General features: G+C 43.2%; 16 protein-coding genes. 5 read left to right on the forward strand and 11 right to left on the reverse strand.

What is annotated here, in order from left to right; all coding sequences use genetic code 11:
* Positions 1-76 precede the first annotated feature (76 nt).
* Positions 77-1,162 (forward strand): PA0069 family radical SAM protein, encoded by a 1,086-nt coding sequence (locus tag ACKI5J_RS04455; RefSeq protein ID WP_407426924.1) that lies wholly within the window; start codon positions 77-79, stop codon positions 1,160-1,162.
* 89 nt (positions 1,163-1,251) lie between these two features.
* On the opposite strand, the gene ACKI5J_RS04460 is transcribed toward ACKI5J_RS04455, so the two are convergent.
* The 6 genes from ACKI5J_RS04460 to ACKI5J_RS04485 form a co-directional block, all read right to left on the reverse strand.
* Positions 1,252-2,004, reverse strand: a complete 753-nt coding sequence (locus ACKI5J_RS04460; protein WP_407426926.1) for a zinc ribbon domain-containing protein — start codon at positions 2,002-2,004, stop codon at positions 1,252-1,254.
* A complete protein-coding gene (locus tag ACKI5J_RS04465) occupies positions 2,004-3,101 on the reverse strand; it encodes a Nif3-like dinuclear metal center hexameric protein (RefSeq protein ID WP_407426928.1) in 1,098 nt (365 codons plus the stop codon). Before ACKI5J_RS04465 ends, ACKI5J_RS04460 begins: the two co-directional genes overlap by 1 nt.
* Positions 3,088-3,579, reverse strand: coding sequence for a hypothetical protein (locus ACKI5J_RS04470; RefSeq protein ID WP_407426930.1), 492 nt, complete (start codon positions 3,577-3,579; stop codon positions 3,088-3,090). The genes ACKI5J_RS04465 and ACKI5J_RS04470 overlap by 14 nt, the downstream gene beginning before the upstream one ends.
* Before the next feature lie 71 nt (positions 3,580-3,650).
* The gene (locus ACKI5J_RS04475) at positions 3,651-4,016 is read right to left on the reverse strand and encodes a TM2 domain-containing protein (protein WP_407426932.1); all 366 of its coding nucleotides are present in this window, start codon (positions 4,014-4,016) and stop codon (positions 3,651-3,653) included.
* The gene (locus tag ACKI5J_RS04480; protein ID WP_407426934.1) at positions 4,013-4,312 is read right to left on the reverse strand and encodes a DUF2752 domain-containing protein; all 300 of its coding nucleotides are present in this window, start codon (positions 4,310-4,312) and stop codon (positions 4,013-4,015) included. The genes ACKI5J_RS04475 and ACKI5J_RS04480 overlap by 4 nt, the downstream gene beginning before the upstream one ends.
* 1 nt (position 4,313) lies before the next feature.
* The gene (locus ACKI5J_RS04485) at positions 4,314-4,727 is read right to left on the reverse strand and encodes a DUF4199 domain-containing protein (RefSeq protein WP_407426936.1); all 414 of its coding nucleotides are present in this window, start codon (positions 4,725-4,727) and stop codon (positions 4,314-4,316) included.
* A gap of 184 nt (positions 4,728-4,911) precedes the next feature.
* Between ACKI5J_RS04485 and mfd the strand changes: the two genes are divergently transcribed.
* Positions 4,912-8,256, forward strand: a complete 3,345-nt coding sequence (gene mfd, locus ACKI5J_RS04490) for a transcription-repair coupling factor (RefSeq protein WP_407426938.1) — start codon at positions 4,912-4,914, stop codon at positions 8,254-8,256.
* A 46-nt stretch (positions 8,257-8,302) separates the two neighbouring features.
* Here mfd and ACKI5J_RS04495 read toward each other — a convergent pair whose 3' ends face one another.
* The 4 genes from ACKI5J_RS04495 to ACKI5J_RS04510 are packed head-to-tail and all read right to left on the reverse strand — an operon-like array spanning position 8,303 to position 11,088.
* Positions 8,303-9,313, reverse strand: a complete 1,011-nt coding sequence (locus ACKI5J_RS04495) for an energy transducer TonB (protein WP_407426940.1) — start codon at positions 9,311-9,313, stop codon at positions 8,303-8,305.
* A 5-nt stretch (positions 9,314-9,318) separates the two neighbouring features.
* Positions 9,319-10,119 carry a phosphatidate cytidylyltransferase gene (locus ACKI5J_RS04500; RefSeq protein WP_407426942.1) on the reverse strand — a complete coding sequence of 267 codons (801 nt, stop codon included), beginning with the start codon at positions 10,117-10,119 and terminating at the stop codon, positions 9,319-9,321.
* Complete coding sequence (locus ACKI5J_RS04505) at positions 10,116-10,319, reverse strand: putative signal transducing protein (RefSeq protein ID WP_407426944.1); 204 nt, start codon at positions 10,317-10,319, stop codon at positions 10,116-10,118. Before ACKI5J_RS04505 ends, ACKI5J_RS04500 begins: the two co-directional genes overlap by 4 nt.
* Positions 10,312-11,088: a CPBP family intramembrane glutamic endopeptidase gene (locus ACKI5J_RS04510; RefSeq protein WP_407426946.1), complete on the reverse strand. Its 777-nt coding sequence runs from the start codon at positions 11,086-11,088 to the stop codon at positions 10,312-10,314. The genes ACKI5J_RS04505 and ACKI5J_RS04510 overlap by 8 nt, the downstream gene beginning before the upstream one ends.
* A gap of 199 nt (positions 11,089-11,287) precedes the next feature.
* On the opposite strand from ACKI5J_RS04510, the gene dusB reads away from it, so the two are divergent.
* The 3 genes from dusB to ACKI5J_RS04525 all read left to right on the forward strand — a co-directional run bounded on the left by dusB (position 11,288) and on the right by ACKI5J_RS04525 (position 14,120).
* The gene (gene dusB / locus ACKI5J_RS04515; protein WP_407426948.1) at positions 11,288-12,280 is read left to right on the forward strand and encodes a tRNA dihydrouridine synthase DusB; all 993 of its coding nucleotides are present in this window, start codon (positions 11,288-11,290) and stop codon (positions 12,278-12,280) included.
* 46 nt (positions 12,281-12,326) lie between these two features.
* Complete coding sequence (gene apaG / locus ACKI5J_RS04520) at positions 12,327-12,713, forward strand: Co2+/Mg2+ efflux protein ApaG (RefSeq protein WP_407426950.1); 387 nt, start codon at positions 12,327-12,329, stop codon at positions 12,711-12,713.
* Between the two features lie 93 nt (positions 12,714-12,806).
* The gene (locus tag ACKI5J_RS04525; RefSeq protein ID WP_407426952.1) at positions 12,807-14,120 is read left to right on the forward strand and encodes an NCS2 family permease; all 1,314 of its coding nucleotides are present in this window, start codon (positions 12,807-12,809) and stop codon (positions 14,118-14,120) included.
* A gap of 123 nt (positions 14,121-14,243) precedes the next feature.
* Here the strand turns inward: ACKI5J_RS04525 and ACKI5J_RS04530 are convergent, their stop codons facing one another.
* Positions 14,244-14,933, reverse strand: a complete 690-nt coding sequence (locus tag ACKI5J_RS04530) for a zinc metallopeptidase (RefSeq protein WP_407426954.1) — start codon at positions 14,931-14,933, stop codon at positions 14,244-14,246.
* Between the last annotated feature and the right edge of the window lie 6 nt (positions 14,934-14,939).

Consider the following 14,939-nt stretch of genomic DNA (forward strand, 5'->3'; position numbering starts at 1 on the left):
TTTAGGTATACTAATATTTTTAGTATTTTTGCATCTGCCTTTGGGGGCCATTTCGGGCAAATTACCTTCATCACCAATGAAAAATATAGGGAATACATATGAAAATAACAGTGAATACTTTAAGGGTAGGGGAGCCCAGGTAAACACGCACAGCAAGTTTTCGAGTGTCAGGTACGTGAAAGAGCACATGGAAGGGATCGATGAAGAGCTCTATGAGAATACCGCTACGCAGCTCATCGATACCTATCCGAAAAGCATAGTTAGCAAATCTGAAAGTCCGGATCTTAGGTTTATGTACTCTGTTAATCCTTATCAGGGATGCGAACACGGTTGCTTATATTGCTACGCCCGGAATTCACACGAATACTGGGGATATAGTGCCGGACTGGATTTTGAGCGTAAGATCCTCGTAAAGCGCAATGCGCCGGAACTGCTTGAAGCTTTCTTTAACAAACCCGGATACTCGCCTCATCCCATCATGTTATCGGGAAACACCGACTGCTATCAGCCCGTGGAGCGAAAATTAGGTATTACGAGGGAACTCCTGAAGCTCTTTTTGAAGTATAAGCATCCTGTGAGCATTATCAGTAAAAATAACCTTATCCTGCGGGATCTCGATATTCTGGAACCGCTGGCCGGATTAAACCTTGTTCAGGTATCAATAACGATCAACTCATTGAATGAGAGTTTAAGACAGAAGATGGAACCAAGGACAGTGACAGCGAATAGCCGCTTAAAAGTTATAAGGGCATTAAATGGAGCAGGCGTACCGGTACACCTTATGATCGCGCCTATTGTTCCGGGACTGAACAGTGATGAAATCCCCGCACTAATACGCGCGGCGGCAAATGAGGGTGCGAAGGCGGCTTCATTCACTCTGGTTCGGCTAAACGGGATCATTTCGGAAGTTTTTACTGATTGGCTTCATAAGGCCTATCCTGACCGGGCAAATAAGGTGCTGAATATGATTGCATCCTGCCACGAAGGAAAGCTCAATGACTCGAGATGGGGAACGCGTATGAAGGGCGATGGTAAAATAGCGGAAAGTATCCATTCGCTGTTTTCTATTGCCTTGAAGAAATATATGCCTGACAACCAGCTTCCGGACTTCGATCTCAGTCATTTCCTTCCAGCCGGGGGAAGGCAGACTTCGTTGTTTTGATATAAAACAAGAGAGGCTATACCGTTTAACGGGTATAGCCTCTCTTGTTTATCTATGTATTAACCGAATAAAAATCCGACTATATTACTTTAAAAAACACCTTCTTCGGTGTGCTCGCCACTTAACGCTTCATCTACAAGGATTCTTCCGCAATGTTCGCATACGATAATCTTCTTATGCTGACGGATATCCAGCTGACGCTGAGGAGGGATCTGATTGAAACATCCTGCGCAGGAATCACGCTGAATAGTTACAACAGCCAGTCCGTTCTTCGCATTTCCGCGCAGGCGGTTGTAAGCGGTAAGGAGTCTTTCGTCGATTTTCAGTTCCGCTTCGGCAGCTTTAGCAGAAAGCTCCTGCTCCTCTTTCTGAGTTTCGGAAGTAATATTTTCCAACTCAGACTTTTTAAGTTCAAGATCTTTTTTACGTTCTTCAAGATCGAGAAGAGCTCTTTCGTAAACCTGGGTTTTGTTAGCGATTTCGAAATTAAATTCTTTTATTTTCTTTTCGCTAACCTGAATATCAAGACCCTGAATTTCGATCTCCTTAGAGATAGCATCGTACTCACGGTTGTTTTTTACTTCGTTAAGCTGTGCTTCGTATCTCTTTGTATTGGCAAGAGCATCCTTAATCATGTTTTTCCGGGTAACGATTGAGTCCTCCAGATCATCAAGATCAGCTTTTATTTTTTGTATACGAGTTTCAAGACCGGCAACTTCATCTTCAAGATCGGAAACCTCCATTGGAAGTTCACCTCTTACCTGTCTGATTTTATCAACTTTGGTGTGAATTGTTTGCAGTTCGTATAAAGCCTTAAGCTTCTGTTCTACGGTTTGTTCCATTAAATTAAGTAATTTATGGGGTTTGTATCTATTGCTGTTAAATGGATTGCAAAGTTAGGAAATTTTTTCTTAATAATATCAAATAACAGCTCCTGCGTAAATTGCTCACTTTCAAAATGTCCCATGTCTGAAATGATGATTTTTCCCTCCGCATCGAAAAACTCATGATACTTGAAATCTGCGGTTACAAATGCATCCGCTCCGGCTGCAATTGCCGCCTTTAAGAGGAAACTTCCTGAGCCTCCGCATACGGCTACACGCCTGACCGGCTTCCCTCTGAGCGCGGTATGTCTGACGACCCTGGCACCGAGAGCTGATTTGGCAAACTGCAAGAATTGCATTTCGTCTGTTGCCGTCTGCAGAGTCCCGACCATGCCTGCTCCCGCCTGATAAAATGAGTTGGAAAGAGGATAAAGGTCATAGGCTACTTCTTCATAGGGGTGGGCTTCCAGGAGTGCAACCAGCACCTTGCGTTCCAGATAATCAGGATAGATGGTTTCAACCCTTACCTCCTCTTCCTGGTGCACTTCATTCACCTTTCCGACGAACGGGTCGGCATTTTCACCTGCCTTAAAGGTACCGGTACCGGTTACATTAAAGCTGCAATCTGAGTAGTTACCAATATGTCCTGCGCCGGCCTCCAATACTGCGTTTCTAACCCGTTCCACGTGGCACAGGGGAACGAAAGTAACAAGCTTTTTAAGCAGGTTTTTCTTTGGCGACAAGATCTGCACGTTTTGCAAGCCTAATTTCTCACAAATCTTGGCATTGACACCTCCGCTTATATGATCAAGATTGGTATGAATGGCGTAGAGCGCGATATCGTGCTTAATGGCCTTCATTACTGCGCGCTCAACGTAATTCTTATTATTGAATTTCTTCAGCCCTTTAAATACGATAGGGTGGTGGGATATAATGAGATTGCAGCCCTTACTAATCGCTTCGTCGACGATGTCTTCCGTACAATCCAGGCTGATCAGGGCGGCGTGTATCAGGGTATCCGGCTCCCCGACTATAAGACCGGAATTATCGTAATCTTCCTGCAAAGAGAGGGGAGCTATGCTCTCCAGGTAGCTGCTTATATCACTTATCTTCATATTCCTTCTGTTCGTCTTTTTCGAGAACGTTTTTGTACCAGCTTATCTTAGACCAATAGGTCAGGAAAAGGATAATCTGCAGGATGCCGATGATCTCAATAGCCATGGCTACATTGTCGGGAATTCCTTTAGGGGCGTTGATCATCTCTTCAGGGGTCTTGGCAGACATTCTGATCAGGACGGACGGGATGACCGAAATCAGAGAGATCGTTGCATACAGCATTCCCTGCATAAAAGTGGGTCGTTGCGTTACGTCAAAGTCGCGGGACACCAACTCTTTTTTTAATGATGAGCTTAACTTGGTTGCAACAACGAAGTTCCAGATCCAGTTAAAGCCGGGAATCAGAAGCAGCCATACATTATTTGGTTTAAGGTCACGATTTTCGTGGGCTACATGAGAAAGGGTCTTCGTGATGGTATAGCAAAAAAAGCCTGTCATTAAAAGGCTAATGAAAGCGGCTATAAATAGTGGAGCCATAGTTCTGTATTAATAATGTCTTGAGCAGACAAAAGTACGCATTTAGCAAGAGATGCTAATGGATATGATTTTTAGCCGTTATACGCCATCTTGATCATCTGGGCACATTCAACGGCTACGGTTTGGTTAAAGTCATTGGCCATGCTCCTGTAATTGATCAGATCCACAATGGTACCGATAAAACAAAGGCCTGCAGTGAAAAAATAGAGTATGCCCATTCCGATCTGGCGGGTAGCAAAACGCTGAACACCGGCAATCCCGATGAAACCCAACAGGGTAAATAGCAGCATGGTATCTGTGCTGAATCGCTTACCCGAATAAAGCATGACAAAACGTTGTGCTTGCCCATCGTTCATTCCAGTGGTAATTTGGTTAAGGAACTGAAATTCTTCAGGTGTAATTCCTCTAATACCGTAAAGAAGGTTTTGCAAACTCATACAACTGATTTAGACAGGAAAGTTACTTTTATTTTTTGCGATAGAGAAACAATTCGCTGAAATAAAATAAAGATTCCCGGAAGACCAAACCAGTGATAATCAAACGACCGGACGAAATCGCCATGAAGGATGGCTATCAGGGATCTGCCGAAGCCACATCCCGGGCACCAGTGCCAACCTGAGTTAGATAAAGGGCATAGGGAGATATGCGGGGCTGAATCCAAATCGGCCGTACCAAAAAGACAGATCACTGTTAACCAGAAAGAGAGCTCGATTAGCAGACCGTTTATTTTCACTTTATAGGTTCCGTTGTTTATTCATTAAAAGTAATGAAATAGATAATGTAAACAACACGCCAATAAATCCCGCTGCACCCACGCGGCCCATGATATCAGCGCCTAGTTCATTATTAACAAACTGTACGTAAACTACCACAAAAAATGCCGCGATAACGCCTCCGACCAACATGATCTTAAATCCTTCAAAGATACCCTCGAAGAATTCCATACGTCCTCCGTTATAGTTATTTCTGAAGCTTTTAATTCCGAGATACAGGCCGATCAGGGGTATGAAGACTGAAATATACTCCAGCCATGAAGCTTTGTCATTTTTAGGATACTGCTCTTCGTAGACACCCATAAGATGCAGGAAGAATATCCATACACCGCTTAAAAGACCTATTATCACTCCGTATTTGACTGCGTTTTTCATATTTAAAACTGTTTAGTAAATGTATTGATATGCTTAACATACGGTCGTCAAGAATTGTTCCTTATGCTTAACATATTTTCCCGACAAATTGCGTTTATATTAGTGTGAACGCCATTTAGGGGCCGTTGGATGCGGCATTGTTGTATACATGCATGAAAATGTATATTTGTGAAGATTTAGAAACGTGAATATTAGGAACATATTAGATCAATATAAAAAAGACGCAAGGGTAGAAAGTCTCGCCTCCGTGTTGAATTCGTCAAAGAACCCGCGGGTGCATGTAAAGGGACTTGTGGGTTCAAGTGATGCTATGGTTGCTACTGCAACTTACTTTATCCGGCACACCAATATGCTCTTTGTATTACCTGACAGAGATGAAGCTGCATATTTTCAGAGTGACCTGGAAAGTCTTTTGGAGAAAGAAGTGCTGATTTTTCCATCTTCCTACCGGAAACCTTTTGAATTTACCCAGCCTGATAGCGGAAACGTACTGCTCCGGGCCGAGGTTCTCAATGAGCTCATTCATTCTACCGAATATGGTAAGGTAATCGTAACGTATCCTGAAGCTCTGGCTGAAAGGGTGATTAATCGCGACTCTTTAGAGAAAAACACGCTCGAGATTGCTGTATCTAACAAGCTGAGTATAGAATTTATTAACGAGTTTCTTATCGAATACGACTTTGAGCGTGTAGATTTCGTCTATGAGCCAGGTCAGTTTTCTATACGCGGCGGTATCGTTGATATATTCTCCTTTTCTCATGACCTCCCATATCGTATCGAGTTTTTCGGAGACTTTATTGAGAGCATCAGGACGTTTCAAATCGAAGATCAGCTTTCCGAAGAGCATGTTAAAAGCATTACTATCGTACCGAATGTCCAGTCGAAGTTTTTGACCGAACATAATATCTCTTTATTGGAATACATTGATCCGAATACCACTGTTTGGTTTAAGGATGTTCAATTTACGCTCGATATCCTGAAAACGGGATATAAGAAGGCTGCCGAGTTATGGAAAGGTTTGAGCCTGGCGGATAAGCAACAGAATCAGGAGTGGATAGATCCTAAGTACAACTTTACGGAGGATAAGCTTCTGGCAGATCAGCTGAGGGATTTTGCGATCGTTGAGTTTGGGAAGCAGTTCTTTTATCCGGCTGGAAAGGTTATTGAATTTGATACGAAGCCTCAACCCTCCTTTAATAAGGACTTCAACCTTCTCATTCATAACATCAGGCAGAATGAGGCCCAGAAATTAACGAACTATATATTTACGGATTCTTCTAAACAGGTTGAGCGTCTCTATACGATTTTTAGTGATATAGACCGTACAGTGACCTTTACACCGATTCATATATCCATCAGGGAAGGTTTTCTGGATTACGAGCAAAAGATTGCCTGCTATACAGACCATCAGATATTTGACCGCTATTATAAATACAAGCTTAAGAAAGGGTATACCAAGTCGCAGGCGATCACACTTAAGGAGCTTAAAGACCTGAAGTCCGGAGATTTTATCACCCATATTGACCACGGTATCGGGAAATATGCAGGGTTGGAAAAGGTGGAGGTCAATGGAAAGACGCAGGAGATGATCCGTTTGGTGTACGCAGATAATGACCTCTTATATGTCAACATCAACTCCCTGAACCGGATATCGAAGTATTCAGGAAAGGAGGGTACGCAGCCCCGCATGAATAAGCTGGGTACCGATACCTGGGAGAAGCTTAAGAAAACTACTAAAAAAAAAGTTAAAGACATTGCCAGGGACCTGATTAAGCTGTACGCACTGCGGAAGGCTCAGAATGGCACCGCGTTCCCGCCGGATACTTATCTTCAAACCGAGTTGGAAGCCTCGTTTATATATGAGGATACTCCCGATCAGGAAAAGGCTACTGCCGACGTTAAACGGGACATGGAATCTCCACATCCGATGGATCGATTAATCTGTGGTGACGTAGGATTCGGCAAGACCGAAATTGCTGTAAGAGCGGCTTTTAAGGCTGTTGCTGATAGTAAGCAGGTGGCTATTTTGGTTCCCACAACTATCCTTGCCCATCAGCATTATAAGACGTTTAAAGCGCGTCTGGATGATTTTCCGTGCAATATTGATTATATCAACCGGTTTAAAACGAGTAAGCAAGTAAAAGAATCTTTGCAGAAGGTTGCGGAAGGGAAGATCGATATACTGATCGGTACTCACAGGTTGGTTAGTAAGGACGTTAAATTTAAAGACCTGGGCTTACTGATCATTGATGAAGAACAGAAGTTTGGGGTTGGGGTAAAGGAGAAGCTCAAGCAGCTTCGGGCGAACGTGGACACGTTGACGCTAACGGCCACGCCTATTCCCCGGACACTTCACTTTTCGCTGATGGGAGCCAGGGACCTTTCTATTATAGCTACTCCTCCTCCGAACAGACAGCCAGTGGTTACTGAACTGCATATCTTTAATGATACGCTGATTAAGGAAGCCGTTGAGTTCGAACTGGAAAGAAACGGACAGGTGTTCTTTATTCATAACAGGGTGAACGATCTGCCGCAACTGGGAGCTCTGATTAAAAAGCTGGTGCCCGGGGCGCGCATAGGCATTGCACACGGCCAGCTCGAAGGGGATGCCCTGGAAGATGTCATGCTTAAGTTTATCAACGGGGACTATGATATTCTGGTTGCTACTACCATCATCGAAGCGGGACTGGATATTCCGAATGCCAACACCATTCTTATCAACCATGCTCACATGTTCGGCTTAAGTGACCTGCACCAGATGCGGGGAAGAGTGGGTCGGTCTAATAAAAAAGCGTTCTGTTATTTGCTTAGTCCGCCTCTCTCTACGCTCACCTCAGAAGCCAGGAAGCGTTTAAGTGCGATTGAGGAGTTCTCTGATCTGGGCAGCGGATTCAATGTGGCCATGCGAGACCTGGACATCAGAGGCAGCGGCAATTTGCTGGGTGCTGAGCAAAGTGGTTTTATTGCCGAGATTGGCTTTGATATGTATCACAAGATCCTTGATGAGGCTATTGTGGAGTTGAAAGACGAGGAGTTTAAAGACCTTTTTAAAGATGAAAAGCCAAGGCCCCTTATTTCATTCACACAGATCGATACGGATTTGGAAGTGCTTATCCCTGATAGCTATGTAACGAATATTACGGAGCGCTATAATCTCTATACCGAAATATCTAAGCTGGAAAGTGATGAGCAGCTGGCGGAATTTGAAAAGCAACTGGCAGACAGGTTTGGTCCGGTGCCCCGCCAGGTTAAGGAGTTGCTTAAGACACTTAAGCTTCAGTGGCTGGGAAAAGAAATAGGGTTTGAAAAGGTGTCTTTGAAGAAAAACACGCTGAAAGGGTATTTCGTATCTAATCAGCAGTCTCCTTATTTTGAAAGTGCGCAATTCGGCAATGTGCTACAGTTTGTTAAAGCCAACGGACGTAAGTGTAACCTTCGTGAGGTTAAAAAGACTTTAAGATTGGCTGTGGAGGAAGTGCGCAACCTGGATGAGGCGATAGAAGTACTTGAACAAATATACTTTGGATAATGGCTGGTTTAAGCATTATCCAAAGTATGATAAGTTAAGTGATTGCTTACTGCAACTGAAAGGTAAGGGGCAAGATACAGTACGTTCTGACGAAAGCACCCTTGATTGACCCTGGTTTCCAGGCCGGCGAGTTCTGCAAAATACGGACCGCCTCCTCATCGCAGCCACTTCCTATTCCCTGGCGTACCTTTACGTCTCCTATAGAGCCGTCTTTTTCGACAATGAAGCTAAGATAAACCTTGCCCTGAACGTTGTTTTGCCGGGCCACTGCAGGATATTTCAGGTTTGAAGCGATATATTTTGACAATTCTTTCTGTCCTCCATCAAATTCAGGCGCCACTTCAACCTGCGCCATATCGTATATTTTGTTTTCGGCAGGAGCCTCTGCTGCAATATCTGGAATGAATTCTTCATCAGGAGGGGTCGACACGGTATCAGGGGCAAGCTGGACGATGGATTCGTTCTTCGTTTCTATCACGGTCAGGGATTCAATTTTACCCTCCTCATTGATCCTCATCTCATACTTCAGGTCGGCAGAATACTGTTGTCTTACTGCCGGACGAAAATAGCGCTCCGTAGCCCAATAAGTAGCGGTAATCTTGGAGTCTGTACGTGAGAATTCCAGTGATGATACCACCCAATTTCTATTAAAGCCACTCATCTGAGACATACGCTTCCAATAGATATCTTTTAACCGGGTATAATCCAGATTATGATAATTATAGAAGGTCTCTGTCAGAGGCGCGAAATAACTGGGTGGATCGAAATAGCCCCTGCGCTGGTCGTGGTAAAAAGCTTCTATAAATTTGACAAGCGAAGATCGCACCTGTTCGTCACTCATAGATGCACTCTGATCCAGTAATGAATTATCATCAATTACCGTTACCGGTGTCTTTTCTTTTGAAAATATGCTCCATGGATCGTCTACAAACAGCGTCAGATAGCCCATGATTAGAATAACCACGCCCAAACCAATCGCCATATACCATAACGAGCGATCTGATCTTACAGGATCTTTTTTATTCTCTTCGTTGTTATTTTCTGGTGTCAGGTCCATGTAGTTTATGTTGTAAAAATTGCCAAATATACGTAAACCAGCGGTGCTGCTATAAATAACCCATCAAAGCGATCAAGAACTCCCCCATGCCCGGGCAGTAAGTTTCCGGAGTCTTTTACATGGAAGCTGCGCTTTAGCATAGATTCACAGAGATCTCCTAGCGTGCCTCCAATGACAATAATGAGGGATACGGCCGCCCAATGAATATAGGATATTCCGGTAAACTGTGTGCTGAGTATGAAGGCTGCAAGTAAGCTCACAATCATGCCTCCGAAGAAGCCTTCCCAGGTTTTTTTGGGAGAATGTCTTTCAAAAAGCTTGTTCTTACCTAAGCTTCTTCCAAAAAGATAGGCTCCGGTATCGCTAGACCATAATAGTATCAGGAACCCCAGCGAATAATGGAAATTGTAAATGCCTTCAATGAACCCGATTCCTGCGTAAAAGCAAAAGGGAACCACGGTGAAGATGACACCGGTAAATGTGAATGCAATATTTTGAAAGGGGTTATTGGTCTTGCGGTAGAGTTCACAGATGAAGACTGCTGCAGTTAAGGGTACAATCAGCAGCAGATAACGGGGATCATCATTTACTAACGTGTACAGTACTGACGATACAACGCTGAGGCCAAGAAGTCCGCCTCCTATTCGCTGAGGACTAAGCACATCTGTTTTCACCAACCTATAGAACTCATCCAGGCACAATAAGCTTAAAATAAGGAAGAATACAGCGAAGGTTTTTTCTCCTGAGAGAACTGACCCAAGCATAATTAAGATGAAGAAAAAGCCTGTTATTGCTCTGGTTTTCATAGTTCGTTACTAATAATGATCTCGATAGCCTTTTGAAAATTGGCTTCGTGTATGTATACTTCCACATCACCTAATTTGTATGGAAAGCCTTGTTTATCTAAGATTACAGCTTCTATCTCGTGGTCTATAAGCACTTGTCTGACAATTTCAGACTTAAAAAAGTCAAATGAACTGTAAATTTTTACCCAGCCTTTAATCATTCAATACTTCCCTTGTTTCTTTAGTCATTTTGAAAATTATATAGCATATAAATAAAGCAACAGAAAGACTAATAGTTGCCTCTGGCAGTGATGTAGAAGGATGATCTAAACTGTCAAGCGATTTACCCTTTGATTGCATGATGTAGGCACTAACTACAGCTGTTGCGTTATTGACGAAATGCGCCAGAACTGCCGGCCAAATGCTACCGCTCCATACGAAGATATAACCAAATAAGACTCCGAGAAACATTCTAGGGAAAAATCCCAGGAACTGGACATGTATGGCACTGAAAATCCCCGCTGCAAGCCATATCCCCAGATGTTGATTCCGGGTTATTTTTGTGATGATGGTTTGAAAACATCCGCGGAAAAGAAACTCTTCTCCTATCGCGGGTATAACCGCTACAACGACAATATTGATCATCAATTCTGTAGGGGTTTTCATCGTTAGAAGATGTTTAGTTAACTCAGCAAGCTCCTTTTCCTTATCCCGCATCCACTTTTCAAGACCTTCCATGAAAGCGGGAAGATCCATCATCTGATTAACCTTAACCGTCCAATCTATGAAAGGGGCTATGCAGAACATTAATACGATGGTCAGGATGACTACTTTACCGGATATTTTCCCATTCAACTTGAGGTAGTCTGCACCGGACTTTCTTTCAAACAGATGTAGTGCCAGGGGAGGCGCAATGAATGATCCTACTGAAACGATGGACTGCATAAGCAACAACGATCCCTTAGCACTCATATCAGCGGGTGATGCCATTGATCCCCCGTTTATCATAAAGAGTACTGCAACCGCGAGCAGGGAAGATAACGCATATCCTGTAATTATAAAGATCACCAGATAAAAGAGTGACATCAAAGGATGACGTTGGACTGACCCATATTCAGGCATGATGCGATAATTTTGTACTTTTGTAATTGATAATCATCGACAAAGATAATTGTATTGAGCGAAGCTGATGCCTGTTAAGATTGGAAATATAGATTTAGGTGCATTCCCCTTGTTGTTAGCACCGATGGAAGATGTGAGTGATCCGCCTTTTCGCTATGTATGTAAGCAGAATGGTGCTGATTTGATGTATACGGAATTTATATCATCTGAAGGCTTGATCAGAGATGCTGCAAAGAGCGTACAAAAGCTGGATATCTTTGAATATGAGCGCCCTATCGGTATCCAGATATTCGGAAGTAACATTCAGTCCATGAGAGAGGCGACTGTTATCGCTTCAAAAGCTGGTCCTGATCTCATTGATATTAACTACGGATGTCCTGTCAAGAACGTAGCTTGTCGGGGTGCAGGCGCAAGTCTGTTGCAGGATATTGATCGCATGGTGGAAATGACCAGGGCGGTAGTAGAGTCTACCCACCTTCCTGTTACAGTTAAAACGAGATTAGGATGGGATGATAATACAAAGAATGTATACGAAGTAGCAGAGCGCCTGCAAGAGGTGGGCATCAAGGCTTTAACTATTCATGGCCGCACACGTGCTCAGATGTACAAAGGACAAGCCGACTGGACCATGATACGCGATATCAAGAGAAATCCTAATATTGAGATTCCAATTTTCGGAAATGGTGATGTTGACTCTGTAGAAAAGGCTGCGAACTGGCGTTTGGAATATGAAGTGGATGGTATAATGATCGGTCGCGCAGCTATCGGTTACCCCTGGATATTTCGGGAAATAAAACATTTTTTCAATACAGGAGAAATTTTACCGGGTCCGACAATTTCTGAAAGAGTAGAAAATTGTTACACTCATCTTCAAAAATCTATCGAATGGAAAGGCGGGAAAACCGGCATTTTTGAAATGCGAAGGCACTATTCCAACTATTTTAAAGGTATACCTGACTTTAAGGAGTTTAGAATGAAACTCGTAACTCTTGAGTCTCAGGAGCGTATAACTGAGGTACTTGCAGAGATAAAGGACAGATATGAAGCAGAGATGGCTTGATATTTGAGCTAGGATTCTCAGCTTCTATCACTTTAACAAAATACCAATGGTAACACAAATTACTCGTGGAATAAAAATATCAGTAGATACTACTTATCAGCCGGAATTTTCACACCCGGAAAATGATCATTTTATGTTTGCCTATAAGATTTCCATCGAAAATCTCACTGATTCGAGCATTCAGCTAATGAGTCGGCACTGGCATATCTTTGATTCAAACGGATCTCATCATGATGTTGAAGGAGAAGGTGTTGTTGGTCTTCAACCTGTTATTGAGCCTGGAACTTATCATCAATACGTATCAGGATGCCACCTGAAAACGGATATGGGAACCATGAAAGGCAGCTATTTTATGTATTCTCTCCTGGATGGGGAGCGATTTGAGGTAGAGATTCCCGCATTTCAATTAATAGCTCCTTACAGGCTAAACTGATCCATATCATATATTAAACTGGGTCAGCGTACAGTGGAATTCTTATTTAAACACGAAATTGGCAGTTTTAATTGCGCAGCCAATCCGACTTAAATGGAAAAATTCTTTGAACTCAAGAAAAATAATACCTCCGTATCAACAGAAGTTATAGCAGGAATTTCCTCTTTTCTCGCTACATCTTACATAATCGTCGTTAATCCGAGCGTCTTAAGTCAAGCCGGTCTACCTTTTCCAGCTGTTCTGACCGCGACGGTTCTGGTATGTTTCTTTAGCAGCCTGATGATGGGTTTTTACGCCAAGAACCCTATACTGGTAGCTCCGGGTATGGGCCTGAACGCCTTCTTCACTTATTCTGTTGTCATCGGCATGGATATAAGATACGAGGTAGCCCTGGGTGCTGTATTCTGGTCAGGCATTGTATTCTTCCTTCTTTCCGTTTTTAATATCCGTACTTATATTATTCAGGCAATCCCCCGCCCCCTGCGATATGCTGTTTCCGCCGGAATAGGTCTCTTCATTACGCTTATCGGCTTTTCTAATGCCAAATTTGTCGTGCCAGACCCAGCTACCATCATCACCGGGAATACTTTAGACGCTACCCTGATAACCTTTATCATTGGACTGCTTGTTACAGCGGTTATGGTAGCGAGAAACGTCAAGGGTGCGATTTTATTCGGAATACTTTTTACTACTTTAATATCATATCCCTTAGGAAGGTGGTGGGGGGTTACTGAAGGTGTAGCACCACTTATCCATTTCAACGGAGTTTTTGCTGCACCTGATTTCAGCCTTTTCTTCAAACTTGACCTGGTTAATTCACTAACACTAGCTGTGGTACCCGTTGTTTTCGCATTTGTATTCACAGATATGTTCGACAGCCTGTCAACTTTCGTTGGCATTGCAGAAGCTGCCAATCTGCTTGATGAGCACGGCGAACCAAAGAACATTAAGCGCTCGCTACTGACAGATGCGTTTGCCACAACATTCGCCGGATTGGCCGGATCCAGTCCCGGAACAGCCTATGTAGAGTCTGCTGTTGGGGTGGAAGCAGGAGGAAGAACAGGTTTGACTGCAGTGGTTGCCTCGCTCTTCTTTCTTCCGTTTGTATTTCTTTCACCCTTGCTATCTACGATTCCAGCTATTGCAACGGCGCCCGCTTTAGTACTCGTAGGTGTTTTCATGATACGTCCTGTGGTCAAAATAAACTGGGGATCTTTAGACGAAGCAATTCCCGCATTTCTTGCGCTGGTCCTTATACCCTTCACGCACTCTATAACACATGGTATCATCTGGGGATTTTTAAGCTGGACCGTTCTTAAGTTTTGTGTCGGTAAACGGAACGAAATCACACCTTCCTTATTAATTATTGATGTATTTGTCCTACTTGCGCTTTTCGTTGAAAAGTAGTTGAAGTGATAACCCTATTATCACTTCATTAACTAATATGCCTCGAAAGAAAAAATGTCAGGATAAAGAAAAAGGGATCGCAGTTAACCTGCGATCCCTTTTGTACATTAAAGATTATTAATATTAATCTCTTCTTCCGCCAAACAGCATCATGGCCAGATAAAGAAGCTGTGCCAAAGAACCCAATGCGGCCACTACATAAGTCATAGCCGCCCACCATAAGGCATCTTTTGCTTGCGTATGTTCTACACTGGTTTGCATCACACCTCTGTTGCTTTCTAACCATACCAATGCCCTTTTACTGGCATCAAACTCTACAGGAAGCGTCACTACGCTAAACAGTGTCACTACCACCATCGCACAAAAGGCGATCAAAAGCAGGGTATAGCCAAAGTTTGACGCATACATAATCAAACCAAGCATAAACACATACTGCAATAAGTTTGACGATATATTAACGATAGGTACCATCGCCGAACGGGCTTGCAGCCATGAGTAAGCCTTGGCATGCTGAACAGCGTGGCCACATTCATGAGCGGCAACGGCAGCAGCAGCAATACTTCGTCCGCTATACACTTCAGGACTTAAGTTCACTGTGCGGTCAGCAGGGTTATAGTGATCAGACAAGGATCCCTGTGATGAAAGTATTCGAACATCATAAATCCCATTGTCATGAAGCATCTTTTCAGCGATGTCCCGTCCGGTCATCCCAGTAGATAGCGGTGTTTCTGAATACTTCTTAAACTTATTTTTAAATCGTGCCTGTACGATAAAACTTACTATCGCTACAGCTACAAAAATTATAATTCCCATTTATCT

The organism is Arcticibacter sp. (assembly GCF_045629565.1).
In the GTDB taxonomy this organism is placed as follows: Bacteria; Bacteroidota; Bacteroidia; order Sphingobacteriales; family Sphingobacteriaceae; genus Arcticibacter.

What these genes read in the sequence shown, in the direction of transcription:
- ACKI5J_RS04455 (WP_407426924.1), top strand. Translation starts at nt 77, where the DNA reads ATGAAAAATATAGGGAATACATATGAAAATAACAGTGAATACTTTAAG.
- ACKI5J_RS04460 (WP_407426926.1), bottom strand. Translation starts at nt 2,004, where the DNA reads ATGGAACAAACCGTAGAACAGAAGCTTAAGGCTTTATACGAACTGCAA.
- ACKI5J_RS04465 (WP_407426928.1), bottom strand. Translation starts at nt 3,101, where the DNA reads ATGAAGATAAGTGATATAAGCAGCTACCTGGAGAGCATAGCTCCCCTC.
- ACKI5J_RS04470 (WP_407426930.1), bottom strand. Translation starts at nt 3,579, where the DNA reads ATGGCTCCACTATTTATAGCCGCTTTCATTAGCCTTTTAATGACAGGC.
- ACKI5J_RS04475 (WP_407426932.1), bottom strand. Translation starts at nt 4,016, where the DNA reads ATGAGTTTGCAAAACCTTCTTTACGGTATTAGAGGAATTACACCTGAA.
- ACKI5J_RS04485 (WP_407426936.1), bottom strand. Translation starts at nt 4,727, where the DNA reads ATGAAAAACGCAGTCAAATACGGAGTGATAATAGGTCTTTTAAGCGGT.
- ACKI5J_RS04495 (WP_407426940.1), bottom strand. Translation starts at nt 9,313, where the DNA reads ATGGACCTGACACCAGAAAATAACAACGAAGAGAATAAAAAAGATCCT.
- ACKI5J_RS04500 (WP_407426942.1), bottom strand. Translation starts at nt 10,119, where the DNA reads ATGAAAACCAGAGCAATAACAGGCTTTTTCTTCATCTTAATTATGCTT.
- ACKI5J_RS04505 (WP_407426944.1), bottom strand. Translation starts at nt 10,319, where the DNA reads ATGATTAAAGGCTGGGTAAAAATTTACAGTTCATTTGACTTTTTTAAG.
- ACKI5J_RS04510 (WP_407426946.1), bottom strand. Translation starts at nt 11,088, where the DNA reads ATGGCATCACCCGCTGATATGAGTGCTAAGGGATCGTTGTTGCTTATG.
- dusB (WP_407426948.1), top strand. Translation starts at nt 11,288, where the DNA reads ATGCCTGTTAAGATTGGAAATATAGATTTAGGTGCATTCCCCTTGTTG.
- apaG (WP_407426950.1), top strand. Translation starts at nt 12,327, where the DNA reads ATGGTAACACAAATTACTCGTGGAATAAAAATATCAGTAGATACTACT.
- ACKI5J_RS04525 (WP_407426952.1), top strand. Translation starts at nt 12,807, where the DNA reads ATGGAAAAATTCTTTGAACTCAAGAAAAATAATACCTCCGTATCAACA.
- ACKI5J_RS04530 (WP_407426954.1), bottom strand. Translation starts at nt 14,933, where the DNA reads ATGGGAATTATAATTTTTGTAGCTGTAGCGATAGTAAGTTTTATCGTA.